We start from the raw sequence: 24,897 nt of genomic DNA, 5'->3' as shown, positions 1-24,897 counted from the left end.
CGGAATCAGTTGACAAGATGACGTTCCTCTACGGTTACACGAGGAGAGTCTGGATGTCTGCCCTACGCAACTACATCGACGGCAGGTACGTCGACCCCGTCGACGGCACGTACGCGGACCTGATCGACCCCGCCACCGGCGAGGTGTTCGGCAGCGCGCCGGTCTCCGGGGCCGCCGACGTCGACCTCGCCATGGCCGCGGCCGCCCGGGCGTTCGTGACCTGGCGGGACACCACCCCCGCCGACCGGCAGCGCGCGCTGCTGCGGATCGCCGACGCCGTCGAGGCCCGCGCCGACGAGCTGATCGACGCCGAGTGCGCCAACACCGGCAAGCCCCGGGCGCTGACCGCCTCGGAGGAGCTGCCGGCCATGGTCGACCAGCTGCGGTTCTTCGCCGGCGCGGCCCGGATGCTGGAGGGCCGCTCGGCGGGGGAGTACCTGGCCGGGCACACCTCCTTCGTGCGCCGGGAGCCGATCGGGGTCTGCGCCCAGGTCACCCCGTGGAACTACCCCATGATGATGGCGGTGTGGAAGCTCGCCCCGGCCATCGCGGCCGGCAACACTGTCGTGCTCAAGCCCTCCGACACCACCCCGGTGTCCACACTGCTGCTCGCGGAGATCGCCGGGGAGTTCCTGCCGCCGGGCGTGCTCAACGTGGTCTGCGGCGACCGGGCGACCGGCCAGGCGCTCGTCGCGCACGCCACGCCCCAGATGGTGTCGATCACCGGTTCCGTCCGGGCCGGGATGGAGGTGGCGGGAGCCGCTGCCGGTGACGTCAAGCGCGTACACCTCGAATTGGGGGGTAAGGCTCCGGTCCTGGTCTTCGACGACGCCGACGTCGCCGCCGCGGCGGAGGGCATCGCGCTGGCCGGCTACTTCAACGCCGGCCAGGACTGCACCGCCGCGACCCGGGTCCTGGCCACCCCCGGCGTCCACGACGCACTGGTCGCCGCGCTGGCGGAGCGGGCCAAGGCCACAGAGACGGGTACCGGACCCGACGCGCTGTACGGGCCGCTCAACAACGCCGCCCAGCTCGCCCACGTCACGGGCATGGTGGACCGGCTTCCCGAGCACGCCACCCTCGTCGCGGGCGGCCACCGGATCGGCGACCGGGGCTACTTCTACGCCCCGACCGTCATCGCAGGCCTGCGCCAGGACGACGAACTGTCCCAGCGGGAGATCTTCGGCCCGGTCATCACCGTGCAGCGGGTCGCCGACGAGGACGAGGCGCTGCGGGCGGCCAACGGGGTGCGCTACGCCCTCGCCTCCAGCGTCTGGACCGCCAACCACGGCCGGGCGATGCGCGCCGCGCGGGACCTGGACTTCGGTTGCGTCTGGATCAACACCCACATCCCGCTGGTGGCCGAGATGCCGCACGGCGGGTTCAAACACTCGGGCTACGGCAAGGACCTGTCCGGCTACGGCTTCGAGGACTACACGAGGATCAAGCACGTGATGAGCAACAACAATGTCTGAGTCCACCAAGCTGCACGAACGCCGGGTCCGGGCCGTCGCCCAGGGGGTCGGCAGCGTCATCGGGTCCTACGTCTCGCACGCGCGGGGCGCCACGGTCGTCGACGTCGACGGCGGGGAGTGGATCGACTTCGCCTCCGGGATCGCCGTCACCTCCGTCGGGCACGCCGACCCCCGGGTGATCGAGGCCGTCCAGGCGCAGATCGTGCGCTTCGCGCACACCTGCTTCATGGTCGCGCCCTACGAGTCCTACGTCGCGGTCTGCGAACAGCTCAACGCGCTCACTCCGGGCACCTTCGACAAGCGTTCGGCCCTGTTCAACTCCGGCGCCGAGGCGGTGGAGAACGCCGTGAAGATCGCCCGGCACGTGACGGGGCGGCCGGCGGTCATCGTGTTCGACCACGCCTACCACGGCCGGACGAACCTGACGATGGCGCTGACCGCGAAGGCGATGCCGTACAAGCACCGGTTCGGCCCCTTCGCCCCGGAGGTGTACCGGGTCCCGATGTCCTATCCGTTCCGCGACGGCCTCGACGGCACGGCGGCCGCGGCCAGGGCGATCGACGTGATCGCCAAGCAGGTCGGCGCGGACAACGTCGCGGCGGTCCTGATCGAACCCGTGCAGGGCGAGGGCGGGTTCATCGAGCCGGCGCCCGGATTCCTGCCCGCGTTGGCGGAGTGGGCCAGGGCCAGCGGGGCGCTGTTCATCGCCGACGAGATCCAGACCGGCTTCTGCCGCACCGGCGACTGGTTCGCCTGCGACGCCGAGGGTGTCGAACCGGACCTGGTCACCATGGCCAAGGGCATCGCCGGCGGGATGCCGCTGGCGGCGGTGACCGGCCGCGCGGAGTACATGGACGCCGTGCACCCGGGCGGACTCGGTGGCACTTACGGCGGCAACCCGGTCGCGTGCGCCGCGGCGCTGGCCGCCCTGGAGACGATGCGGGTCCTGGACCTGCCGGCCGCCGCGCGCCGGATCGGCGGGGTGCTGACCTCGCGGCTGCGGGCGCTCGGGCTGCCCGGCGAGGTCCGGGGGCGCGGGGCGATGGTCGCGGTGGAGCTCGTGCTGCCCGGCTCGGTCGTGCCGGACCCCGGCCGCACCCAGGCCGTGGCGCGGGCGTGCCTGCGGGAGGGGCTGCTGGTCCTGACGTGCGGCACATACGGCAACGTCCTGCGGTTGCTGCCGCCGCTGGTGATCTCCGACGAGCTGCTCGACCAGGGGCTGACGATCCTGGAGGGCGCGCTGCGGGCGACGGCGGACTGAGGGTGCGAGACTGCTCCCTGAGCCGCCGCTGCGGCCCAAGTGTTTCCGTAGAATTCCTCGTTAGAATCTACGGAATCACTTGCCAAACACCAGCTGATGTATAGGATTTAGTTGTGACCGAGAACCCCGTACTCGATGACGTGAACAAGCGCCTCGTCGAACTCCTCCAGCGCGACGGCCGCACGTCGTACGCGGCGCTCGCCAAACTGGTCGGGCTGTCCGAGGCCGCGGTCCGCCAACGCGTGCAGCGGATGCTCGACACCAACGTGATGCAGATCGTCGCCGTCACCGATCCGCTGACCCTGGGCTTCGCCCGGCAGGTGATGATCGGCATCAAGGTGACCGGCGACCTCAAAGCCGCCGCCGACACGATCGCGCTGATCCCCGAAGTGGACTACGTCGTCATCTGCGCCGGCGGCTACGACCTGCTGGTCGAGCTCGTCTGCGCCGACGATGAGCACCTGCTGACGCTACTCAACGACGCGATCCGCACGGTGCCGGGCGTCACAGCCACCGAAACGTTCGTCTATCTCAAGTTGACCAAACAAACCTATGCCTGGGGCACTAGATGACCACTGACAACCTCTGGATGCATTTCACCCGCCGATCGTCCTACGCGAACGCGCCCGTCCCCACGATGGTGCGCGGCGAGGGCGCCTACGTCTACGACGACAAGGGCCGGCGCTACCTCGACGGCCTCGCCGGCCTGTTCGCGGTGCAGATCGGCCACGGCCGGACCGAACTCGCCGACGCCGCCGCCAAGCAGATGGCCGAGCTGGCGTACTTCCCGATCTGGTCCTACGCCCATCCGACGGCCCTGCGGCTCGCGGAGAAGATCGCCTCCCTCGCGCCGGGCGACCTGAACCAGGTCTTCTTCACCACCAGCGGCTCCGAGGCCGTGGAGTCCGCGTGGAAGCTGGCCCGCGCCTACTACAAGAAGACCGGCCGGCCCAACAAGCACAAGGTCGTCAGCCGCTTCATCGCCTACCACGGCACCTCGATGGGCGCGCTGTCCATCACCGGCCTGCCGGGCATCAAGAGCGACTTCGAGCCGCTGGTGCCTGGCGCGATCAAGGCCGCCAACGCCAACTACTACCGCGCGCCGGTCTTCGGTGACGACCCGGTCGCGTTCGGCCGGTGGGCCGCGGAGGAGATCGGCCGGGCCATCGAACGCGAGGGCGCCGACACGGTCGCCGCGGTCTTCGTCGAGCCGGTGCAGAACTCCGGCGGCTGCTACCCGCCGCCGCCCGGCTACTTCGACCGGCTCCGCGAGATCTGCGACGAACACGACGTGCTGCTCGTGTCCGACGAGGTGATCTGCGCGTTCGGCCGGCTGGGGGAGTACTTCGGAGCCACCCGCTACGGCTACCAGCCCGACATCATCACCTGCGCCAAGGGCATGACCTCCGGCTACGCCCCGCTCGGCGCGATGATCGCCTCGGACCGGCTCGCCGAGCCGTTCCTCGCCGGTGACGCGACCTTCTACCACGGCATCACGTTCGGCGGGCACCCCGTCTCCTCGGCGGTCGCGCTGGCCAACCTGGAGATCTTCGAGCGCGAGGACGTCCTCGGCCACGTCCGCCGCAACGAGGGCGCGTTCCGGTCCACGCTGGAGCGCCTCAACGACCTGCCGATCGTCGGCGAGGTCCGCGGCGACGGCTACTTCTACGGCATCGAACTGGTCAAGGACAAGACCACCCGGGAGACGTTCGACGACGACGAGTCCGAGCGGCTGCTGCGCGGCTTCCTGTCCAAGGCGCTGTTCGACGCGGGGCTGTACTGCCGGGCCGACGACCGCGGCGACCCGGTGATCCAGCTGTCCCCGCCGCTGATCTGCGACCAGACCCACTTCAACGAGATCGAAGGCGTGCTGCGCGCCGTCCTCACCGAGGCGGGGAACATGATCTGACCGCGGCCCGCCGGACCCACGACAGTCGGGCCGGCGGACCCTCGGGGCCCGCGTCGCGGTGGTCCCAGGTCGGGCCAGGTCGTAGGGTGGTGTGCCGGGAAGCCGGTGGTAGGGGACCATTCTCATGATCGGAGTCCGGCCGGTGCGCGACGTTCTGCCCTTCGGACTGCTCGTCGGCCTGGTCGCGGTCGCGGTGCTGGCGGCGGTGCTGTCCAACCGGCTCAGCGAACGCTCCCGCATCCCCGCGCCCGTGATCTTCCTGGTCGCGGCGGCCGGGGCCTCCGACCTGTTTCCGGCGCTCGGCGACCTGTCGGTGACCATGACCCAGCGGGTCGTCACCGTGGCGCTGGTCGTCATCCTGTTCGACGGCGGCATGCACATCGGCCGCCAGCGGCTGCGGACGGCGGCCGGGGCGATCGTGTGGCTCGGCGTGGCCGGCACGTTCGTGACCGCCGGGGCCGTCGCCCTCGCCGCGCACGGCCTGTTCGGCCTGGACTGGTCGACGGCACTGCTGCTGGGCGCGGCGCTGGCCCCCACCGATCCGGCGGTGGTCTTCTCGGTGCTGGGCCGCAAGGAGATCACCGGGCGGTCCGGGGTGATCCTCGAGGGCGAGTCAGGTGCGAACGACCCGGTCGGCATCGCGCTGATGGTCGCGCTGCTGGCGGCCACCGGCACGACCGGCTTCGGAGCGGTCACCGCCGGGGTGCTCGAGTTCACCCTGCAGATGGGGATCGGGGCCGCCGTCGGGCTGGCGGGCGGGGCGGTGCTGGCGGTGTTCATCCGCCGGGTGCCGCTGCCGTCGGCGGCCCTGTACCCGCTGCGGACCCTGGCCTCGGCATTCGTCATCTACGGGGCCGCGACCGTCGCGCACGGCTCGGGGTTCCTCGCCGTGTTCGTCGCAGGCATCGTCATCGGCGACCTGCCGGCCCCCTACAAGGGCGACACCCGACGGGTACTCGCGTCCCTGGCCAGCCTCGCCGAGATCGTCGCGTTCACGGTCCTCGGCCTGACCGTCACCCTTGGCACGCTCGGCGAGGGCCACGCCTGGCAGATCGGTCTCGCCCTGGCCGTCCTCCTCGCGTTCGTCATCCGCCCGCTGCTGGTCGGGCTGCTCCTGGCCCGGGTCAACCTCACCCGGGGCGAGCGGGTGTTCGTGCTGTGGTCCGGGCTCAAGGGCGCGGTGCCGATCCTGCTCGGCACGTTCATCCTCACCTCCGGCCGGGCCGACACGCTGCGGATCTACGACATCATCTTCGTCGTGGTCGCCTTCTCCGTGGCGGTGCAGGGCGGCCTGGTGCCGGCCGTGGCCCGCTGGTGCCGGATCCCGATGCGCACCCACCCGCCGGAGCCCTGGTCGCTCGGGGTCAGGCTGCGCCACGAACCCGACAACGTCCGCCGGTTCCGCGTCGTCCCCGGGGCCCGGGCCGACGGGGTGCGCATCAGCGACCTCGACCTGCCCGACACGGTGTGGGTCAGCCTGATCAGCCGCGGCGGGCACCTGCTGTCCCTCAACGGCGAGACCGTCCTGCGGGCCGGCGACGACGTCACGGCCCTCGTCGACCCGGACGACACCACGGACGCAGGCAGGGTCTTCACGGCTCTTCACCCCTGACACCGGTTTGGGGTTTTCCCCCATGTGGAGGGTGCGCGCGGTCCGTAGCGTCGAGAGCACGCCGCCCCGTCGGGGCGGAACTCTCCACACGGAATCGAGGTAGTACCCCCATGCGCAGATTCAGCCGGGTCGTCGCCACCGTGCTCGCCGCCCTGTCGGTGGCCGCGGCGGTGACGGCACTGACTCCCGCCGCGGCGCAGGCCAAGGCCGCGATCTGCCGGCCGGACGAGGGCGGCGGTTGCCTGTCGGGCGAGTTGATCGTCCTCAACAGCGGCGGCCTGGAGCCGATCGGCAGCATCGGCGGCGGCATCAAGCCCGACCCGATGAAGGGCCCCGGCGTCTGGGCCTACGACCTGACCCTCGCCGACGGGCGCACCGTGTTCTGGGCGACGGGCAGCAAGACGCCGTCGTTGACGGTGACGGGCCACACCGGTTGCGTCGTGTGGGGCACGCCGCCGCCGTACCCGGCCGGGTGGGAGGCGGTGTGTCCGGCGCCGGCGCCGTGGGTGTTCAGCCGGCACGACGTACTCAGCGACGAGGACGTCTACACCGCCGCCAGCCTGCCGACCCTGGCGAGGCCCGTGCACGCCCCCAACGACTACTACTACGACCACTGCGTGCAGAACTTCCGCGAACTCACATGCGGCGTCGCGCCGGTCGTGCCGATCACCCCGCCCACCTGCACCTCCTACAACCCGACGTCGGTGACGCTGCGCGGGGCCGGCAACTGGTGGCTCGACGACGCCCGGTGCAAGGCCACCAACGGCAGCAACGTCACGGTCGTCGCCGCGGTGGAGGGCGGGCTCGGCACCGCCACCCTGGCCGCCGACGGCTGGATCTCCTTCACCCCGGCCGACCCGTACTACTCCGGCCCGGCCACCATCGACGTGTTCCTCAAGGACCGGCTCGGCAACCGGGTCAACGCCACCGACCCGGCCTGGACGGCGAAGGTGCAGGTCACGGTCGCGCCGGCCCCGACGGCCGCCAACGACGACTACACCGTCGCGGCCGGCGGCACCCTGGCCGTCGACGCCGCCCACGGCCTGACCGCCAACGACACGTTCGCCGACCGCACCCGCGAGTACTACTCCATCCAGCAGGGCTGGGCCCCGCCGAACGGCACCCTCACCCTCGACTACGCCACCGGCGCGTTCAGCTACACCCCGAACCCCGGGTTCGTGGGCACGGACACCTTCCGGTACCGGCAGAACTCCAGCCTCGGTGAGCCCAGCGTCTCCGGCGTCGCGACGGTCACCATCCACGTCGTCTGACCACGGGCACGGCGGCGACCGTCCGGCTCAGGCCGGGCGGTCGCGGTGCCGGGTGAGCAGTTCGCGGCGGCCGGACACCCCGAGCTTGCGGTACGCGTTGCTCAGGTGTACCTCGACGGTCTTCGCCGTCACGTACAACGCCTGGGCGATGTCCCGGTTGGAGCCGCCCTCGACCGCCAGCTCGACGACCCGGGCCTCGCTGGGGGTGAGCGCCGCGGGACCGGCCACCGCCGCCGGGCGCATCCGGCTGCCGGCGGCGCGCAGCTCCCGACGCCCCCGCAGCGCCAACGGACCGGCCCCGCACACCTCCGCGACCTCCACGCCCCGGACCAGCTCCGGCCGGCTGTCGCCCCGTCGTCCGGCCCGGCGCAGGGCGGCGCCGAGATCGACCAGGGCGGTGGCGTACTCCAGCCGGGCCGGACTGTCGGCGAGCACCTCGACGGACGCGCGCAGCAGCGCCAGCCCCGCCTCCCCGCCCTCGACGAGCCCGGACACCCGCAACGCGCGGCCCAGGGTGCGCGGCGCGCCCCACCGCCGGGCCAAGTCCAGCTCCGCGGCGGCGGTCCGGCGGGCGTCCCCGACGTCGCCGAGCGCGTGCTGGGCGGCGGCCAGCACGGACCGCCACGCGACCCGGGCCGGGTTCACGCCGCCGCTGGCCGCGTAGCGTTCACCGCACAGCGCGGCCCACCGGCTGGCGCCGACCGCGTCACCACGGGCGGCGTGCAGTGCGGCCTGGCTCTCCACCAGCGTGTACAGGAATCCGGCGTCCGGGTCTCCCGGATCCACGCCGGCCCGGGTGAGCGCCATGGACGCCTCCTCGTCCCGACCCTGCGCCATCAGGGTGTTGGCCAGGCACGCCGCCGCGGCCGGCCGCACGTCGGTCAGGCTGGCCTCGCCGATCTCCAGCGCGTCGGACGCGTCGGCCTCGGCCTCGGCGAGCGCGCCCCGCCAGTACCAGCCGATGCCCCTGGCCGCTTTCGTGTACGCGTACAGCACCGTCGACCCGTGCTGGTGCGCCTCGGCCACCCAGCCGTCGAGCACGGCCATGCCGTCGGGATGGTCGGCCATCAGCAGCGCGATACAACCCGACAGGTAGATCTCCAACCCGTGCGCCGCGGTGCGCACGTCGAGGCCCCGCAGCGCCCGCAGTGTCCGCTCGGTCGCCTCGGGTCGCCCGTCGAAGGCGTCGGCGACCCCGACGATGCAGTCCAGCAGCCGGCCGCCGGTGCCCGGTTCGGGTACCAGCAGCCGCGCCTCGGCGAGACTCCCGGACGTGGTGATCGAGCGGTCGGCCATGGCGAGTACCAGGAGCTGCGCGTCGAGGCGTTGTCGGGCGTCGGCCGACAGGTCCGGTTCGCGGCGTGCCGCCCGGCACACGGCGACGGCCTCGGCGTTGCGGCCGACGAAGTGCAACGCCCGGGCGAGCATGTCGGCGACCCGCACCCGGTCCCCGGGATCGGTGGCCAGGTCCGCGGCCCGGCCCAGGTAGTCGGCGGAGGCGGCCATGTCCGACTGCTGGGTGAGGGCGCCCAGGTCGATCAGGAGGGCGAGCCGCTCGGCCGCCGGCAGGGACTCGTCGAGGCAGCGGCGCAGGTAGGCGTGTGCGCTGTCGGGGGAGCCTCGGGTCAGCGCGTCGGCCGCGGCCTGGCGCAGTGCCGCCGTGACGGCCGGATTCGGCACGGGGCCGGCCGGGACCCGCAGCAGATGGCCGGCAACCCGCTCCGGCTCGTGCCCGGCGGTGGCGAGCACCCGTGCGGCCAGGGCGTGGCCGGCGATCCGGGCGCCGACCGGCTGGGCGTCGTACACGACGGACCGCATCAGCGGGTGATCGAACGCCACCCGGCCGGGGCCGCCGGCCCGCAGGATGTCGGCGCGTTCCAGTTCGGTCATCGCGTCCGTGGCCTCCGCGAGGGCCAGCCCGGACACGGCGATCACGTCCGCCAGCGCCGAGTTGTCCTCCACCAGGGACATCGCCCGGGCGAACGCCGTCGCGCCCGGCGACAGGTGCGCGAGCCGCCGGGACACCATGTGCCCGAGCGCCGCCGAGCCGATCGCTGCCACCCGGTCGACGTGGGCGTCGTCGGGTTCCACCCCGGCTGCCGCCAGGCTCCGGCCCAGCTCGGCCACGAGGAACGGGGTGCCCTGGGTCGCGGCGTGGCAGGCTCTCGCGAACGCCGGGCCCACCGGTCGGCCGAGCCGTTCGGACAGCAGCCGGGCCACCGCCGCCTCGCCCAGCGGCCCGGGGCGCACGGCGACGCCGCGGGGATCGGCGAGGAGTTGGCGCACGGGGCGCAGGTCGGCGTCCGGGTCCTCCGGCCGGGTGGCCGCCAGCACCAGCACGGGGAGATCGCGCAACCGGGGGAGCAGGTGCGCGAGGAACCGGACCGAGGCGTGGTCTGACCACTGCAGATCGTCGACGCACAGCAGCAGGGGGCGGTCCTGGCACAGGTTGGCGGTCAGCCAGTACAGGCCGTGCAGGATCGCGAAGTCGCCGCGCTCGCCGGCCGCCGGGTCCGCCGCGCCCAGTACTGCTGCCGCCTGCCCCGCGGCACCGGCCAGCAGCGCGGACCGCTCCGACTCCGCCGCGCCGGCCAGCAGTGGCTCGAACAGCTGCCGGACCAGGCCGAAGGAGAACTCCCGCTCGAACTGTGAGCCCTGCGCCGCCAGGACCCGCACCTGCCGGTCCCGGGCGGTGGCGGCGAGGTCCGCGAGCAGGGTCGTCTTGCCGATTCCCGCCGGGGCGACCACCACGGCCAGGCCGCCGTCGCCGGCGCGGGCCAGGTCCAGCAGGCCCGTGAGCGTGGCCCGCTCGGGTTCGCGTTCCAGGATCACGTCACGCTCCAGCCATCTGTCGCCGCCCGTCGCGAGCCGAGCGTAGGGCAGATTCCGACGGTTCGGACGCCGCCGTCACGGGTCGGTAAGAAACGGGGCGACCGCCCCTTGTGACTAATACCCCCCAGGGGTATGGTGACCTGGAGCTGAAAGCGAAGGGGAGCACATCATGGACCACAGCACGCACACCGGCCACGCCGCCGACCGCACCTGGCGCACGGCGATCTCCGCGACCCTGCACTGCCTCACCGGCTGCGCCATCGGCGAGGTGCTCGGCATGATCCTCGGCACGGCGTTCGGCTGGTCGAACCTCGCCACGATCGTGGTGTCGATCGTCCTGGCCTTCTTCTTCGGGTACGCGCTGACGATGCGCCCCGTCCTGCGCGCCGGCCTCGGGTTCACGGCGGCGGTGGGCGTCGCCCTGGCCGCCGACACCGTGTCGATCGCCGTCATGGAGGTCATCGACAACGCCTTCATGCTCGCGGTCCCCGGCGCGTTGACCGCCGGCCTGACCGACGTCCTGTTCTGGGCCAGCCTCGCGGCGTCCCTGGTCATCGCGTTCGTGGTCACGGTGCCGGTCAACCGGTGGATGATCTCGCGGGGCAGGGGCCACGCTGTCGTGCACCAGTACCACGGCCACCAGGCCCCGGCGGGCGAGGGCCCCAAGGCGGCCGACGGGCACCACGGCCACCACCACTGAGCACCGCGACGCCGGTGAGCCGCCGAACTCGGCGGCCCACCGGCGTCGTGCGGTCAGAGCCGGTCGAGGATCTTCCGCAGAGCCGCGACCTCGGCGGTCTGGCCCTTCTCGATCGCCGCGGCGAGGGCCCGGGCGTCGGCGTCGCCGCCCCGGCTCTGCTCGTCCCTGGCCATCGCGATCGCTCCGTTGTGGTGCGCGATCATCCCCCGGGCGAACAGCCGGTCGAACGCGACGCCGGACGCCGCGGTCAGCGCGGCCAGCTCCTCGGCGGTGAGCATGCCCGGCATGCCGCCCATGTCGTGCCCACCGGCGGCAGTGGTCGGCTGCTTCCACGCGCTCAGCCAGCCGGTCATCGTGGTGATCTCCGGGGCCTGCGCGTCCTTGATGGCCGCGGCGATCCGCTTCAGCTCCGGGTCGGCGGCCCGGGTCTCCGCGAGGGTCGCCATGGTCACGGCCTGCTGGTGGTGCGGGATCATCATCTGCGCGAACGTCACGTCGGCGCTGGTGAAGGTCGCGGAGCCGGCGGTGGTCGGCTTCGCGCCGTGGTCCATGCCGCCCATGTCGCCGCCGCAGGCCGCGGTCAACACGAGTGCCGTGACGGCCGTGACGCCCGCGAGGAACGCGCGGCGCGGGAGGGTGGTGCTCTTCATGATTCGCCTCTTCAGATCGGCATAACTGGAGGAAAGGGACGTCGAAGGGCGGCGTGATGCCGCCGCCGGGCAGACGTGTCCTATATCCGCAGTACCGAGAGGTCGGCGAGCAGAGGGCGCGGCGGACCCCGGCTGGAACCCGCTCGGCCCGGATCGACCCGGACGCGCACGGCCTGCGACCCGCGCGCGAACCGGGAGGCGGCCGCCGCGACGAGCAGCAGCGTGAGGGCGGTGAGGACGGCCAGGCACACGCTCATCGGATCGAGGCCCATGCCGAGACCGACGACGGCCGGGCCGGCGTGCTCGGGGTGGTCGGCCGGCGCGCCGACGGTGGCCATCGCCGGCATCGAGCCGTGTCCGGCCGCGGGATGCCCCAGCGTGTGCATGCCGACGATCCCCAGGATGAGGAGGGCCAGCATCACGACGCGCAGTCGGGTCGCCATCCCACCTCCTCCGGAACTCTCGGCCGAACGATACCCGGAGAGGGTATGCGAGGCCAGGGCGGAGTGTCCACGAGGGGTGGATTTCCTGTGGACATAGTGTTGACACATGTCGATATCAGCGGGAAGCTAGCCGAGTTCACGCATGAAGCGACATCAATGAACACCGGGCTTCCGGGGCGCAGCGCGGCGCCATCGCCCTCCACCGACACGCCAAGGAGACCGGACCATGGACAGACGGCACCTTCTGATGATCGGGGCGCTCACCCCGCTGGCGGCCATGGTCGCCACCGGCGACCCGGCGTTCGCCGCGGCCGGGCACACCTTCGGGTTCGCGGCCGACGGCAGCGCCTTCCTGCTCGACGGTCAGCCGTTCCAGATCCGCAGCGGCGAGATGCACCCGGCCCGGATCCCCGTGCAGTACTGGCAGCACCGGATCCGGATGGCCAAGGCGATGGGCATGAACACCATCGCCCTGTACGTGATGTGGAACGACGTCGAGGAACAGCCGGGGGTGTTCGACTTCCACACCGACCGGCGCGACTACGAGGCGTTCATCCGGCTGTGCCAGGCCGAGGGCATGTGGGTGCTGCTGCGGCCGGGGCCCTACGTGTGCGCGGAGTGGGACCTGGGCGGAATCCCGCAGTACCTGTTGAGGAATCCGCAGGTCAAGCTGCGGGTCCGCGCCGCGGACGACCCGAACTACATGGCGGCGGTGGTCCGCTACGTCAACGCGCTCGCGGCCCGGGTCAGGCCGCTGATGGTGGCCAACGGCGGCCCGATCCTGATGGTGCAGGTCGAGAACGAGTACGGCTCCTTCGGCAACGACTCGACCTACCTCCAGGAGGTTCGCCAGGCGTGGATCGACGCCGGGATCACCGGCCCGTTCTACACCCAGGACGGCCTGTCCCAGGTGGTCGCCAACCACACGAACGTGCCCGGTGGCGCGATCGGGCTCAGCGGCGGCGACGCGGCCGGGATCGCGGCGGCCCGCCGTTCGTTCCCGACGGTGCCGGCGATGGGCGGCGAGGTCTACCCGGGCTGGTTGACGCACTGGGGCGAGGGCACGTTCGCCGGGCAGAACACGGATCTGTCCAATGTGCTGCGCGGGTTCATGAACGGCGGCCTGTCGTTCAACCTGTACGTCATCCACGGCGGCACGAACTTCGGCTACACGGCCGGCGCCAACGCCGACGACTCCTCCGGCAACTACCAGCCGGACATCACCAGCTACGACTACTCGGCCCCCATCACGGAGCAGGGCGCGGTCGGGCCGCGCTACACCCAGTACCGCAGCATCATGGCCGGCTATCTCGGCACCTTGCCTGCCGTGCCGCCGGCGGTGCCCACGATCGCCGGCTTCCAGGTGACGCCGACGCCGTACGCGTCGCTGTGGGACAACCTGCCGGCCCCGCTGCCGGCCAGCCAGCCGAACCCGCAGCCGATGGAGGCGCACGGCCAGAACTCGGGCTTCGTCCTCTACCGCAGGAACCTGCCCGGCTACACCACCGGCATGCTGGACATCCGCTGGGTGCACGACTACGCCACGGTGTTCCTCAACGGCGTGTACCAGGGCGGATTCTCCCGGCCGGCCATCCCGGCGGCCGTCGCGCAGGCGTTGAACGTGACGAACGGCAACGCGCCGCTGGCGTTGAAGTCCTCGACCGGCACCCCGACGCTTGACATCCTCGTCGAGGGCATGGGCCGCACCAACTTCGGCCACGCCCTCGTCGACCGCAAGGGCATCCTGGAGCAGGTGTCCCTGACCAACGCCGGACCTCTGACGGGTACGTTGACCGGCTGGCAGACCTTCCCGCTCCCGGTCGACGAGGCCTACGTCGCGCGCCTCAACCCGGTGGTGTCCGCGCCGAACCGGCCGGGCGTCTTCTTCCGGGCCACGGTCACCCTGACCGAGACCGGCGACACCTACCTCGACATGTCGGGCTGGACGAAGGGCCTGGTCTGGGTCAACGGCCACCACCTCGGCCGGTACTGGCAGATCGGTCCCCAGCAGCGCCTGTACTGCCCGGCGCCCTGGCTCACCGTCGGTGTCAACGAGGTGCTCGTCCTGGACCTGCACCAGCTCCAGCCGGCGCCGATCACGTTCGAGGCGACGTTGGCCGGGCCGGGCGCCACGTTCGTGGTCACCAACCGGCGCAGCGGGCTCGTGATCGACGTCGCAGGCAACTCGCAGACGGCCGGCACCCAGCTGATCCAGTACGCCGCGCACGGCGGGGCCAACCAGCGGTGGCGGCTGACCGGGGTCGCCGGCGGGGCGAACACGCTCACGTCGGCCAGTTCCGGGCAACTCGCCGACGTGCAGGGCGGTTCCACCGCCGACGGGACGCCGGTCATCCAGTGGCCGGCCAACGGCGGCACGAACCAGCAGTGGCGGATCGTCCCCACCGACGGCGACTTCGTGAAGCTGGTCAACGTGCGCACCGGCAAGCCGCTCGGCGTGACCGGCAACTCGACCGCGGGTGGCGCGACCCTCGTCCAGCAGACCGACACCGGCGACCTCAGCCAGCAGTGGCGGCTGACCCCGGCCCCCTGAGGCGGGGTGGGACCGGTCGCCGATCTGGGCGACCGGTCCTCAGCCGACCGAGGCCCGCCAGTGCTCCGTGAGGTACTTCTTCGCGGCGTCCGTCTGCGCGGGGGACAGGAACACCGGGGTGCCGACGACCTTCGGCAGGTTCGCGTCCGCTGCGGGGTCGAGTGTGCCCGCCGCGCGCATCGCGTCCGCGCGGACTGGTCGGGCGAGGCCCTTGAGCCAGATGTTCTGGCCCTCGTCGGAGAACAGGAACTCCTCCCACAGCCGGGCGGCGGCCGGGTGCGGGGCCTCCTTGTTGACGGCCTGGACGTAGTAGGAGCCGAGGACGGCGTTGGCCGGCAGGGTGACCCGCCAGTCGAGCACGCCCTTGAGCCGGGCGGCCGTCGCGGTGTTCAGGTAGTCCCAGTCGATGATCACCGGCGTCTTCCCGCTGTCGATCGACGTCTTGTTGGGCTCGCCCGACAGCAGGTTGCCGTTGCGTTTGAGCTGGGCGAAGAAGTCGACACCCGGCCCGATGTCGTCGGCGGACCCGCCGGTGCCGAGGGCCACGGCCATCACGGCGTTGAACGGCGAGCCGGCCTCGGTCGGGTTGCCGTTGATGGACACCTTGCCCCGGTACGCCGGCTTGAGCAGGTCCTGCAGCGTGGCGGGGGCGGGGACCCTGCCGGCGTCGTACCCGATCGACATGTAGCCGCCGTAGTCGCTGAACCACAGGCCCTGGGGTTCCTTGAGCTGCTCGGGGATGTCGCGCCAGGTCGCCACCTTGTACGGCGCGAACAGGCCGGTGTTGGCGAGGGCGACCGGGACGCCTAGGTCGAACACGTCGGGCGCGCGGTTGGTGCCGTTGAGGCCCCGGGCGGCGTTGATCTCGTCCTGGCTGGTGTAGTCGGGCTGCGCCGAGACCACCCTGATGCCGTACTTCTTCTCGAACCTGGAGATCATCTCCCCGTAGTTCGCCCAGTCCGGCGGCAGCGCGATGACCGTGAGCTCGCGCTCCTTCTTCGCCGCCGCGACCAGCGCGTCCATCCCGCCCAGCTCGGTGGCCGATGTGGCGTTCCTGGCCGTGGGCCGGGGTGCCGACGGCGCGCCGCAGGCGGTGGCGAGGACCAGGGTGGCCGTGGCGATGCCGACGATGAGTTTGCGACGTGTCCACCGCACGGGTGAGCTCCTCCTACGTCTCGGGCCGCGGCCGAGGGGGGCCGCTCGACGTCGTCCCGCAGCCAGGGCGCGAACGTCCTGGCTACTGTGGGATCCGTCCAGCCCGCTGTCAAGGACGCGACCGATTCGTCACAGCTGTCGGGTGCGGATCTCCCGTGTTTCGGTGCTTTTAGAAGGTGATGCCGAAGACGGCGCGGACGTGCCGGTCGTACAGGGCCAGGGCCGCAGGGGTGATCCGGGCGTCGTGGGCGATCCGGCGGCGGAACGCGCGGACCACGACCGCCGCCACGCCCGGCGCGAAGCCCGCCTGGATCTGGCGGAGCTGGCGCGGCACGTCCTGCTCGGGCTCGTCGCCCTGGCTGTCGGGGGTCCGGTGCGGCAGCTCGCGCAGTTCGGCGTACAACTCGTTCTCGAGGTACCCGTACGCCGTGTACAGCGGACGGCCGCCGGCCGCGGCGGCGGCGCGCTCGGCCGGGGAGGTCGCGTCGGTCATGATGTCCCAGGTCAGCTCGGTGCCGTAGTCGCGGTGCCCGCCGAGTTCGTGCGCGATGTTCTCGAACACGCTGGCCGGGCTGTGCTCGGCGGCCAGCAGCCAGTCCTTGCCGACCCGGAGCCGGATGTTGCCGGTGTTCATCGCGTAGGCGCTGTTCTCCTCGACGGCCTGCGGGTCGAACTCGATGCCGCCCCCGCCCGCCCGTGCGCCGGCCAGCACCCGGCGCAGATCGGCCGGCAGGGCGGCTTCGACTCGGCTGAGGGCCACGGTGAAACGCTGCCGCCACCGGGCCTGGGCTGCGGGGCTGAGGCGGGGCCACCACAGGGCGCGTTGGCCGCCGTAGCCGCGGGCGTCGGCCTCGCCGCGCAGGAACTGCTCGACCGTCTTGCCCTGGGCGGCGGCCTGGCTGGCGAGGAACGCGTGCTGCTGGGTGCCCATCGCGGCCCGGCTGGTCCCGTTGGCCGCGATCTCCAGGTCCTGCAGCGCCCGCAGCTCGACCGGGTCGGTGCGGGCCGGCAACAGTCGCGACCAGGCCTCGAACTCGGCGGCGGGCACCGCGGCCAGCACCGTGGCGCGTTCGGTTCCGGGCATGCCCCGCAGCGCGGCGAACGCGGCGTCGGCGTCGGCGGCCGTGCGCACCCAGTCCATCCGGTGCCGGAAGGACAGCTGCTCGTCGGGTGTGAGCCGGTCGTCGCGGTACCGCTCGACGGTGGTGATCAGGGTGCCGAACCGGGTCCGGGCGTCCGACGGCAACTGGTCGAAGAACTCGGTGAGCACCCCGTCGCGCATCATCGCCCGCACCGTGTCGTACTGGTCCTGCGGATCCGTGAGCAGATAACTCATGATCCGGTACTCGTCGCCGTCGCTCACCCACAGGGAACGCAGCCGGCTGAGGATGTCCGGGTAGTCGCGGACGACGGCGCGCTGGACGGGCAGTTGCCCGGTGAGCAGCCGGGTGACGGCCTGGTTGCCGACCGCCCGTTGCAGGGCCGCCGGACCCAGGTCCGTCGTCTGCGGCGTGCCGCCGGTGTCCGGGTGCCGCGGCGAGCGTCGCTCCGGGTCCGCCGGTCGACGCGGACCCGGCGCGACGCCGTGGTCGTGGTCCCGTGCGAACCCCATGGTTCCAGGCTCGCACCGCCGGTCGCCGCGGACCGGCGTCGCCCGTGCACCCGGAGGGGCGACGGACCCTGCCCGCTCGGGCAACCCGCGCCCGGCGGCGTTCGGCGGACCTCCGCGTTTCACCGGCCTTCGCCGGAACCCGAAGGAACCACGTGTGGCCCCGCAGCCGGGACGGCGATCACCGCCCCGACTGCCCCCCGTTTGGCCGCCGGCGGTCCGGCGGAGGGTGACCGAACAGCTCGGTCTGGATGAGCGTACTTAGACGTCTAGGTTCGCGCAACTAGCGGGAAGGTAGGCTGTCCGGGTGCGAGGGCGGCTGTTTCCGGTTGAAGGTGAATGGTGTGAATGGCGCCAGGAGCCCCCTCTGCATGGGATCGTGCTGGTCCGGATCAGCGCCGGGGCGCACGGCAGGCTGGTGCTGACCGGGCTGCGGATCGACGGCGAACCGAGCGCCGAGCTGCTCCGGGCCATCCCGGTCGGCCGGATCGAGGCGGCGGCCAACGCCCAACTCGCCATCGTGGACGACCGGGTGGTCCAGGCCGCGCCGCTCGGGCCCAAGGACCGGTCCGGCCCCGCGCGTCCGCCGCACACCCTGGACGCCGGCTGGGAGACCAGCGATCCCGGCCGAGCCGCCCGCCGCCCGACCGAGGCGGGGTCAGCCCGGCTCGCGCACGACGGCTCCGGCCGGCGGCCCGACGAGTTCTACCGCGACGTGGCCAGGGCGTACCGGGACCTGGCGCAGTCCTCGCACCGGCCGGCCGCCGAGCTGGCCGCCGCCAACGGGGTGCCGGCCACCACCGCGCACCGCTGGATCAAGGAGGCCCGGCGGCGCGGATTCCTGCCACCGGGGCGGCCGGGCAAGGCGGGCTGAGCCGCACGGCGCTACCCTGACGATCGTGGCGATCGACGACGTACTGCGCACCCGGGTCCACGGACTCGTGGCCGGATACCTGCATGGCTCGGTCCCCAGTGCTGACCTGGTCGACGAACCGGTGGCGATCCGCAGCGGCACCGCGATCGTGTACGTGCGCCTGATCGACGCCGAGCCGGCCGTGGTGCGGGTGTTCTCCCCGCTGCTCCGCGAGATCGACTCCGGCCCGGCCCTGCTCGCCGAACTGAACGACCTCAACGGCCGGTTGTCGTTCCTGCGCCTGTTCTGGCGCGACCGCACCGTGTACGCGGCGGCCGAGCTGCTCGCCGAGACCCTGGACGAGCCGGAGCTGGCCAACGCGTGCGACAGCCTCGCCGACGCCGCCGACTACTACGACGAGTGGCTCGGCGCCCGCTTCGGTGGCGTACGCGCGTTCCCCGACCGCTGCTAGCGCTCCCGGATTCACAACTCGGACAGGATCTTCGCCTTCGCGTCGTCGAACTCGGCGGCCGTGAGCACCCCCGCGTCCCGCAGCGCCCGCAGCTGTCCGAGTCGGACGATCGGGTCGGTACGGGTGCCGGGAGCGTCCCCGGAGACGTACCGGACGGTGGGACCGGAGGACAGGTGCGACCAGCCCTGGGCCGCAACGGGCGCGGTTCCCGGGCGCGGCCCGCGCCGGGTCCACAGCCACAGCCCGCCGAGCCCGGCGAGCAGGATCACCGGCAGCGCGAACATCCACTCCGACGAGCCGGCGGCGCACTGTTTCGTCGACACGTGCACGCCGCCGGAGGAGCACGTCCCGCCCTTGGCGACCTGGTACACGCCGAAGACGAACACGGTCAGGCCGACCACGAGCAGGGTCACGCCGAGGACGGAACGTACATAGAATCTCACTTCCCGACGCTAGCAGCGCCGACCGCCCGGGAGCAGGGCCACACGGACAGACCCGGCCCGCGCCAGGGTCAGACCTCGGGCCCGCGCAGGGCCCGGTGCGCGGCCGCGAGCACCACCGGATCGGCACAGCCCCCGGCGTAGCCGGCGATCCGGCGACGGATCTCCCGCCCCAGCAGCCACGCGCCGATCCGCTCCGCAGCCGGGCGTGTCCACCCTGGACGGCACCGGAAGTTGTACCGCCACGTGGCCACGGTGTGACCCGGCCGGTCGGCGGCCGCGAACCGCCAGCCGCCGGCGAACACCGCGAAGAACCACGGGCCGCGCACCATCCTCATGCCGACGTGGCTCGGCGGTTGATAGGAGACGTACTCGCTGACCATCGACACGCCAAGCCGGGAGCGGGTGAAGGTGCGCACGCCCTTGGCCGGTTCGGTGGCCGCGTCGAGGAAGTACTGGCGGCGGATGAAGCGGTCCCACCGGTAGCGGACCGGGGCAGTGGTCTGCGACACCGCGAAGGCCAGCTCCGGTGGGACCGGGACGACGACGGTGGCTTCAACGACGGGCACCGGTCCAGTATCGGGCACCGACCGCTCCCGCGGTGGCCGTCGCGACCGGGGAGCACGGCGTTGTGATGGAGGAGCACCGCTCAGCGCGGCGGCCGTCGTGACCGGCGAACGCCGTGCGGGTCAGCGCCCGACGCTGCCGTCGAGGTGTTCGCGGAGGATGTCGGCGTGTCCGGCGTGCCGGGACGTCTCCTCGATCATGTGCACCAGGATCCACCGCAGGGACTTGGCCGGCTGGGTCGGGCGCGCCGGACGGGCGGCCGGCTTGTCCAGGTCCGCGCAGCCGGCGACGATCTCGTTGCTGCGGCGGATCGCCGCCCGGTACCCGTCGAGGAGTCCTTCGGCGGTCTCGCCGTCGGCGACCCGCATGTCGAGGTCGAACTCGACGTCCTCGCCGGCGTGGGACCAGGCGAACCAGAACCGCTCGGCGGCCGTCAGGTGCCGGACCAGGCCCAGCAGACTGGTGCCGGAGGCCACGCCCGGGGTGCGGCCCTCCTCGTCGGTGACGCCGGACGCCTTGGCGATGACCGCGTCGCGGACGTAGTCCAGGAACGCCGTCAGGGTGGTCCGCTCGTCGGTGTCGACGGTGGGCGGTCGGACATCGGAACGCTGCTGGGGGTTCGTCACGCCGCCACCCTAACCGGCCGCCACAAGATCATCAACGCCGCCGACCGGGCGATCGGGACTGGCCCCGGGGCCCCGGCGTGCTGACTGGCAACGTTGTCAACTGTTGGCCCGCCGAAGATCACCCGCCCGTCACCTGGGACTCCTACCGTGCGGGGACACAACCACGACCAGGGAGTCCCATGCCTGACGACCGCAATCCGCTGCCCGAGTGGGCGGACCCCGAGGTGCCCGAGACGGCGCTGGACGCCCAGGGCGGCTCCCGGCGGGCACTGCTCGTGCGGGCCGGCCTGTTCGGCGCCGGGTTCGCCGGGCTGTCCCTGTTGGAGGGCGTCCCGGCCGCCGCGACACCCGCCGCCGGGACGCCGGCCCTCGGCGAGAGCCCGGCCGGCGCGGGCCCGGCACCCGCCGGCAAGGCCCCGCTCCAGCCCGACGACGACCCCGACCTCGTCTACCTCGTCGGCGACCATCACGTGCACTCCGTGTTCAGCCACGACGCGAAGTACACGGCGGCGCAGCTCACCCGGCGCGCCGCCCAGTTCGGGCTGGACTGGATGGTGTTCACCGAGCACAGCAACGTCGGGCACGCCAACGCCGGGGGCGCGCTCGCGGAGCACGCCGAGGTGCTCAAGGCCCGGGCCGAGAACCCTCGGATGCTCGTGTTCCAGGGCCTGGAGTGGTACATCCCCGGGGCCGAGCACGCCACGGTGTTCACCCCGCCCGGCCCGAACGAGGCGGAGATCCTCCGCCAGTTCGAGCTGACGTTCGACGGCAAGCTGCTCGGCCGGACCGAGGGCGCGCCGGGGCACCCCGACACGGCCGGCAACGAGGCCCTCGCGGTGGAGGCGATCCGGTGGCTCGGCGAGCGCAAGCGGGCCGGGGACGTCCCCGACGTGCTGGTGCTGGCCAACCACCCGTCCCGGCTGGGTATCGACTCCCCGCACGAGATCCGCGCCTGGCGGGACGCCGACCCGGACATCATGATCGGGATGGAGGGCGCGCCCGGGGCGCAGGGCGCGGCGCTGCCGGCGCGCGGGGCGACGAGCATCCGGGGCGAGTACGAGAACAAGCCCTCCGCCCGGTCCTGGCCCGGCTACCCGATCGAGGCCTACGTCACCTACGGCGGCTTCGACTGGATGACGGCCACGGTCGGCGGGTTGTGGGACGCGCTGCTGTCGGAGGGGAAGCTGTACTCGGTCACCTCCAACTCCGACAACCACCGCACCGTCCTAGACACCTGGCGCAACGGCGACTGGGCCCCGGGCGCGAACTTCGACAACACCGGCCGGCTGCCCGACCCGGTGGACACCGACACCCCGCAGCCGGGCAGCGACCTGTGGCCCGGCCAGTTCAGCCGCACCCACGTCGGCGTCACCGGATTCGGGTACGCCGAGGTGATGGCCGGACTCCGCGCCGGCCGGGTATGGGTCGACCACGGCCAGCTCGTCGACGGCCTCGAGGTCCGGCTCACCGACCACCTGGGCCGGTGCAGGGGCGCGACCCTGGGCGGCCGGGTGCACGTCCGCAAGGGCGAGCGGCTGCTGTTGACCATCACGGTGACCACGGCGTCCCGGCCGAACTACCACGGCGAGATCCCGACGCTCGCGCGCCTCGACGTGATCAGGGGCGCGGTGCGAGGCCCGGCCGCCGACCGGGACTCGTGGCGCGCCCCCGACACCAGGGTCGTGCACACCGCCGACGTGGCTGGCCGGACGGGCACGTACACCGTGAAGGTTCCGATCGAGGGCGTCCGGGAGTCCTGCTACCTGCGGGTGCGCGGCAGTGACGGTCGGCGCAACGGTCCAGGGCTGCTCGGTGCGGCGATCGACCCGCACGGGCCGCTCCCGCACCCGCCCGGCGACGGCGACCCGTGGCTGGACACCTGGCTCTACACCAACCCCATCTTCGTCGAGGTGAAGAAGTGACCTCCCGCCGCGAACTCCTGCTCGGTGTCGGCGCACTCGGCGCCGGGGCCGCGACCCTGGCCGTGCCGGGCACGGCGTCGGCCGCCACCGCCGTGCCGGGCACCGCGTCGGCGGTCCCGGTCGTCGGCGCGGTCTCCGGTGCGGCCGGGGCGAGAGGCGACGACCCCCGGTTCTCCCTCGCCGTCATCCCCGACACCCAGTACCTCTTCGACGCCGACCGGGGCGACCCGGCTCCGCTCGAGGCGACGCTGAAGTACATCGTGGACCACAGCGGCGAACACAACACCGTGTTCGCCGCGCACCTCGGCGACGTCGTGGAGAACGCCGCCGCGGCCGAACTCGTCGCGGCCGGGAAGGTGTTCCGCGAGTTCGACCGGCGCGGGATGCCGTACAGCGTGCTGGCCGGCAACCACGACATCGACTCCCGCACCGACGACACCCGGGGCCCGAGCCCGTACCTCGAGGTGTTCGGGACGGCCCGGTTCCAGAAGATGGCCACCTTCGGCGGGGCGACGTCCGGCGGGTACAACACGTATCACCGGTTCCGGGCCGCCGGGCGGGACTGGCTGGTGTTCGCGCTGGACTGGCGGGTGTCCGCCGGTACCGTCGCATGGGTGAAAGGGGTGTTGCGCGCCCACCCGCGCACGCCGGCCATCCTCACCACCCACGACCTGGCCCACGCCGACGAGGCCGGCACGGCCACCCTGTCCGAGCACGGCCAGCGGCTGTGGGACACGCTGATCCGGGACAACGACCAGATCTTCCTCACCCTCAACGGGCACTACTGGCCGCCGGGCCGCACCACGCTGCGCAACGCCGCCGGCAACGACGTGCACGTGCACGTCACCAACTACCAGGACCGCTTCTACGGCGGCTCGGCGACGATCCGGATGTACCATTTCGACCTGGCCCGCGCCACGATCGACGTGGAGACGTTCTCCCCGTGGCTCCTCGGTCAGAAGACCCGCGACGCGCTGGGGCGCGCCGAGGTGGAGCTGACCGACCCGGTCAACCGGTTCTCCGTGCCGATCGACTTCGCGGCCCGGTTCGCCGGCTTCGACCCCGTGCCAGTCCGCGTCCCGCGCCCGGCGAGCCACCTCGTGCTGCCCGGCACCGTCGCCTACTGGCGCTTCGACGCGGCCGGTGACCGGGTCGAGGACCGTTCCGGCGCCGGCAACCACCTGACCCGGGTGTCGTTGGACGGGTCGGAGAGCCTGCGCTGGACGGCCGAGCACCACCCGGACCAGCCGACGCACGGCAGCGTGTTCCTCGCCGGGGGCAAACGCCCGGCCCGGGGCAGCTACCTGCGCACCGCGGAGGACGCGCCGCTCAACGCCATGACCTTCACCAAGGGGTACACGGTGGAGGCGTTCCTGAAACTGCCGGCCGACGCCCGGGGCGACCACGCGTGGATGGGCGTGCTCAGCCGGCTCGGCCGGGGCGGGGACGCCGGGCGCACGGGCGACGACCCGGCCGAGCCCGTGGCGGCCCTGGCGATCTCCGACGGGCTTGCCCTGCAGTGGGCCGTGTGGCCGCTCAACCGCGACGGGATCGCCACGAACTGGGGCCACGAACTGCGCCCCGAACGGTGGTTCCACGTCGCGGTCGTCAACAACGGCCGCACGACCACGATGTACGTGGACGGCGCGAAGCTGCTGCGCAACCCGTCGACCCCGTCGATCGGCCTGAGCACGGTGGGCCGGCCGTGGCTGATCGGGGCCGGCACGTACGACAACGTGGTCGAGCAGGGCTTCTACGGCTGGATCGGGGATGTGCGGATCGTGGACCGGGCGTTGCCGGTGGGGTCGTTCATGAACGCCTGACGTGCGCCGGGAGGCGGCTCGGATCGTGGTGGTCGGTTGCGAAGCGGCGTCGACCGCCACGTCCGGGCTACCCGCGCAGAGCCTCGGCCACGTCGATCGTCCGGGCGACCCGCTCGGTGACCGGGCCGTGGTCCGCGATCGCCCGCAGCAGCGCCCGCAGTGCCGCGACGTGGTCGCCGTCCGGGTCGCCGCCGAGCATGGCGATCATGCCGGCGGAGTCCTCGAGTTCGCCCCGCGCCACGTACTTCGCCGCGATCGGGATCATCGCCAGCGCGAACGTGTCACGATCCGGCTCCGCGCGTCTCGTGCCGCGGCCGTGCCGGTCGAGGGCGTCGAACAGGGGCAGGGTGCCGGGCCGTCCGTCGCCCGTCAGGAGCCGCGCGCCGGCGGGAACCGGCAGCTCCGCGGGCCAGGTGAACCAGTCGACCCAGATCAGGAGCGGACCGGCCAGGTACGCGCCGCCGGTGTAGCCGCCACCCTGCGGGCCGTTGGCGGGGTTGACGACGACGAGCGCCGGATCGCCGACCGGGGCCGGGCCGGCGACGACCAGGAGGTCCAGGTCGCTCCACGCGTCCGCGACGCCCGACGCGAGGGAACCGAGCAGCCACAGCGTCAGGTTGTCCCCGGCGGCGGCCGTGGTGAACCCGCGCAGCAGGGTGTCGCGGGCCCGGCCGTGGTCGGCGAGCAACTGTTCGGCCTCCGTGGGTTCCATGGCCGTGAATGTAG

General features: G+C 72.6%; 21 protein-coding genes. 12 read left to right on the top strand and 9 right to left on the bottom strand.

Annotation, left to right across the window (positions count from 1 at the left end):
* Positions 1-53 precede the first annotated feature (53 nt).
* The 6 genes from IW245_RS15840 (at position 54) to IW245_RS15815 (ending at position 7,528) form a co-directional block, all read left to right on the top strand.
* Positions 54-1,475: a gamma-aminobutyraldehyde dehydrogenase gene (locus IW245_RS15840; RefSeq protein ID WP_197003946.1), complete on the top strand. Its 1,422-nt coding sequence runs from the start codon at positions 54-56 to the stop codon at positions 1,473-1,475.
* Positions 1,468-2,736 carry a 4-aminobutyrate--2-oxoglutarate transaminase gene (gene gabT / locus IW245_RS15835; protein ID WP_197003945.1) on the top strand — a complete coding sequence of 423 codons (1,269 nt, stop codon included), beginning with the start codon at positions 1,468-1,470 and terminating at the stop codon, positions 2,734-2,736. Before IW245_RS15840 ends, gabT begins: the two co-directional genes overlap by 8 nt.
* Before the next feature lie 113 nt (positions 2,737-2,849).
* Positions 2,850-3,308 (top strand): Lrp/AsnC family transcriptional regulator, encoded by a 459-nt coding sequence (locus IW245_RS15830; RefSeq protein WP_197003944.1) that lies wholly within the window; start codon positions 2,850-2,852, stop codon positions 3,306-3,308.
* A complete protein-coding gene (locus IW245_RS15825; protein WP_197003943.1) occupies positions 3,305-4,645 on the top strand; it encodes an aspartate aminotransferase family protein in 1,341 nt (446 codons plus the stop codon). The genes IW245_RS15830 and IW245_RS15825 overlap by 4 nt, the downstream gene beginning before the upstream one ends.
* Before the next feature lie 124 nt (positions 4,646-4,769).
* Positions 4,770-6,257: a cation:proton antiporter domain-containing protein gene (locus IW245_RS15820; RefSeq protein WP_197003942.1), complete on the top strand. Its 1,488-nt coding sequence runs from the start codon at positions 4,770-4,772 to the stop codon at positions 6,255-6,257.
* Between the two features lie 110 nt (positions 6,258-6,367).
* Positions 6,368-7,528 (top strand): Ig-like domain-containing protein, encoded by a 1,161-nt coding sequence (locus tag IW245_RS15815; protein ID WP_197003941.1) that lies wholly within the window; start codon positions 6,368-6,370, stop codon positions 7,526-7,528.
* Positions 7,529-7,555: 27 nt separating this feature from the next.
* Here the strand turns inward: IW245_RS15815 and IW245_RS15810 are convergent, their stop codons facing one another.
* Complete coding sequence (locus IW245_RS15810; RefSeq protein WP_197003940.1) at positions 7,556-10,360, bottom strand: LuxR family transcriptional regulator; 2,805 nt, start codon at positions 10,358-10,360, stop codon at positions 7,556-7,558.
* A 169-nt stretch (positions 10,361-10,529) separates the two neighbouring features.
* Here IW245_RS15810 and IW245_RS15805 point away from each other — a divergent pair, with 169 nt between their 5' ends.
* Complete coding sequence (locus IW245_RS15805; protein WP_197003939.1) at positions 10,530-11,060, top strand: DUF4396 domain-containing protein; 531 nt, start codon at positions 10,530-10,532, stop codon at positions 11,058-11,060.
* Between the two features lie 53 nt (positions 11,061-11,113).
* On the opposite strand, the gene IW245_RS15800 is transcribed toward IW245_RS15805, so the two are convergent.
* Both IW245_RS15800 and IW245_RS15795 read right to left on the bottom strand, forming a co-directional pair.
* Positions 11,114-11,710: a DUF305 domain-containing protein gene (locus tag IW245_RS15800; protein WP_197003938.1), complete on the bottom strand. Its 597-nt coding sequence runs from the start codon at positions 11,708-11,710 to the stop codon at positions 11,114-11,116.
* An 80-nt stretch (positions 11,711-11,790) separates the two neighbouring features.
* Entirely contained in the window at positions 11,791-12,153 is a 363-nt protein-coding gene (locus IW245_RS15795) for a DUF6153 family protein (protein WP_197003937.1), read from the bottom strand.
* Between the two features lie 226 nt (positions 12,154-12,379).
* On the opposite strand from IW245_RS15795, the gene IW245_RS15790 reads away from it, so the two are divergent.
* Entirely contained in the window at positions 12,380-14,704 is a 2,325-nt protein-coding gene (locus IW245_RS15790; RefSeq protein WP_197003936.1) for a beta-galactosidase, read from the top strand.
* A gap of 39 nt (positions 14,705-14,743) precedes the next feature.
* Here IW245_RS15790 and IW245_RS15785 read toward each other — a convergent pair whose 3' ends face one another.
* Both IW245_RS15785 and IW245_RS15780 read right to left on the bottom strand, forming a co-directional pair.
* Positions 14,744-15,859, bottom strand: a complete 1,116-nt coding sequence (locus IW245_RS15785) for an ABC transporter substrate-binding protein (protein WP_233473110.1) — start codon at positions 15,857-15,859, stop codon at positions 14,744-14,746.
* 169 nt (positions 15,860-16,028) lie between these two features.
* Positions 16,029-17,471: a hypothetical protein gene (locus IW245_RS15780; protein ID WP_197003935.1), complete on the bottom strand. Its 1,443-nt coding sequence runs from the start codon at positions 17,469-17,471 to the stop codon at positions 16,029-16,031.
* A gap of 376 nt (positions 17,472-17,847) precedes the next feature.
* On the opposite strand from IW245_RS15780, the gene IW245_RS15775 reads away from it, so the two are divergent.
* Positions 17,848-18,342: a hypothetical protein gene (locus IW245_RS15775; RefSeq protein WP_197003934.1), complete on the top strand. Its 495-nt coding sequence runs from the start codon at positions 17,848-17,850 to the stop codon at positions 18,340-18,342.
* A gap of 25 nt (positions 18,343-18,367) precedes the next feature.
* On the top strand, positions 18,368-18,793 hold the full coding sequence (locus IW245_RS15770) for a T3SS (YopN, CesT) and YbjN peptide-binding chaperone 1 (protein WP_197003933.1): 426 nt from the start codon (positions 18,368-18,370) through the stop codon (positions 18,791-18,793).
* Between the two features lie 11 nt (positions 18,794-18,804).
* Here the strand turns inward: IW245_RS15770 and IW245_RS42225 are convergent, their stop codons facing one another.
* The 3 genes from IW245_RS42225 to IW245_RS15755 all read right to left on the bottom strand — a co-directional run bounded on the left by IW245_RS42225 (position 18,805) and on the right by IW245_RS15755 (position 20,426).
* A complete protein-coding gene (locus tag IW245_RS42225) occupies positions 18,805-19,236 on the bottom strand; it encodes an SHOCT domain-containing protein (protein WP_197003932.1) in 432 nt (143 codons plus the stop codon).
* A gap of 68 nt (positions 19,237-19,304) precedes the next feature.
* The gene (locus IW245_RS15760) at positions 19,305-19,802 is read right to left on the bottom strand and encodes an SRPBCC family protein (protein WP_197003931.1); all 498 of its coding nucleotides are present in this window, start codon (positions 19,800-19,802) and stop codon (positions 19,305-19,307) included.
* A 120-nt stretch (positions 19,803-19,922) separates the two neighbouring features.
* Positions 19,923-20,426, bottom strand: coding sequence for a DinB family protein (locus IW245_RS15755; protein WP_197003930.1), 504 nt, complete (start codon positions 20,424-20,426; stop codon positions 19,923-19,925).
* Positions 20,427-20,605: 179 nt separating this feature from the next.
* Here IW245_RS15755 and IW245_RS15750 point away from each other — a divergent pair, with 179 nt between their 5' ends.
* Together IW245_RS15750 and IW245_RS15745 are read left to right on the top strand one after the other, a co-directional pair.
* Entirely contained in the window at positions 20,606-22,348 is a 1,743-nt protein-coding gene (locus IW245_RS15750; protein ID WP_197003929.1) for a PHP domain-containing protein, read from the top strand.
* Complete coding sequence (locus IW245_RS15745) at positions 22,345-24,171, top strand: laminin G domain-containing metallophosphoesterase family protein (RefSeq protein WP_197003928.1); 1,827 nt, start codon at positions 22,345-22,347, stop codon at positions 24,169-24,171. The genes IW245_RS15750 and IW245_RS15745 overlap by 4 nt, the downstream gene beginning before the upstream one ends.
* Before the next feature lie 67 nt (positions 24,172-24,238).
* Here IW245_RS15745 and IW245_RS15740 read toward each other — a convergent pair whose 3' ends face one another.
* Positions 24,239-24,883 (bottom strand): nucleotidyltransferase domain-containing protein, encoded by a 645-nt coding sequence (locus IW245_RS15740; RefSeq protein WP_197003927.1) that lies wholly within the window; start codon positions 24,881-24,883, stop codon positions 24,239-24,241.
* Positions 24,884-24,897: the final 14 nt, after the last annotated feature.

This window comes from Longispora fulva (genome assembly GCF_015751905.1).
Classification (GTDB): Bacteria; Actinomycetota; Actinomycetes; order Mycobacteriales; family Micromonosporaceae; genus Longispora; species Longispora fulva.
This window is presented reverse-complemented; position numbering and strand designations above follow the sequence as displayed.

Bases quoted from the DNA above. Each gene is read 5' to 3' on its own strand.
- IW245_RS15840 (WP_197003946.1), top strand. From the start codon at position 54: ATGTCTGCCCTACGCAACTACATCGACGGCAGGTACGTCGACCCCGTC.
- gabT (WP_197003945.1), top strand. From the start codon at position 1,468: ATGTCTGAGTCCACCAAGCTGCACGAACGCCGGGTCCGGGCCGTCGCC.
- IW245_RS15825 (WP_197003943.1), top strand. From the start codon at position 3,305: ATGACCACTGACAACCTCTGGATGCATTTCACCCGCCGATCGTCCTAC.
- IW245_RS15820 (WP_197003942.1), top strand. From the start codon at position 4,770: ATGATCGGAGTCCGGCCGGTGCGCGACGTTCTGCCCTTCGGACTGCTC.
- IW245_RS15815 (WP_197003941.1), top strand. From the start codon at position 6,368: ATGCGCAGATTCAGCCGGGTCGTCGCCACCGTGCTCGCCGCCCTGTCG.
- IW245_RS15805 (WP_197003939.1), top strand. From the start codon at position 10,530: ATGGACCACAGCACGCACACCGGCCACGCCGCCGACCGCACCTGGCGC.
- IW245_RS15800 (WP_197003938.1), bottom strand. From the start codon at position 11,710: ATGAAGAGCACCACCCTCCCGCGCCGCGCGTTCCTCGCGGGCGTCACG.
- IW245_RS15795 (WP_197003937.1), bottom strand. From the start codon at position 12,153: ATGGCGACCCGACTGCGCGTCGTGATGCTGGCCCTCCTCATCCTGGGG.
- IW245_RS15790 (WP_197003936.1), top strand. From the start codon at position 12,380: ATGGACAGACGGCACCTTCTGATGATCGGGGCGCTCACCCCGCTGGCG.
- IW245_RS15780 (WP_197003935.1), bottom strand. From the start codon at position 17,471: ATGGGGTTCGCACGGGACCACGACCACGGCGTCGCGCCGGGTCCGCGT.
- IW245_RS15750 (WP_197003929.1), top strand. From the start codon at position 20,606: ATGCCTGACGACCGCAATCCGCTGCCCGAGTGGGCGGACCCCGAGGTG.
- IW245_RS15740 (WP_197003927.1), bottom strand. From the start codon at position 24,883: ATGGAACCCACGGAGGCCGAACAGTTGCTCGCCGACCACGGCCGGGCC.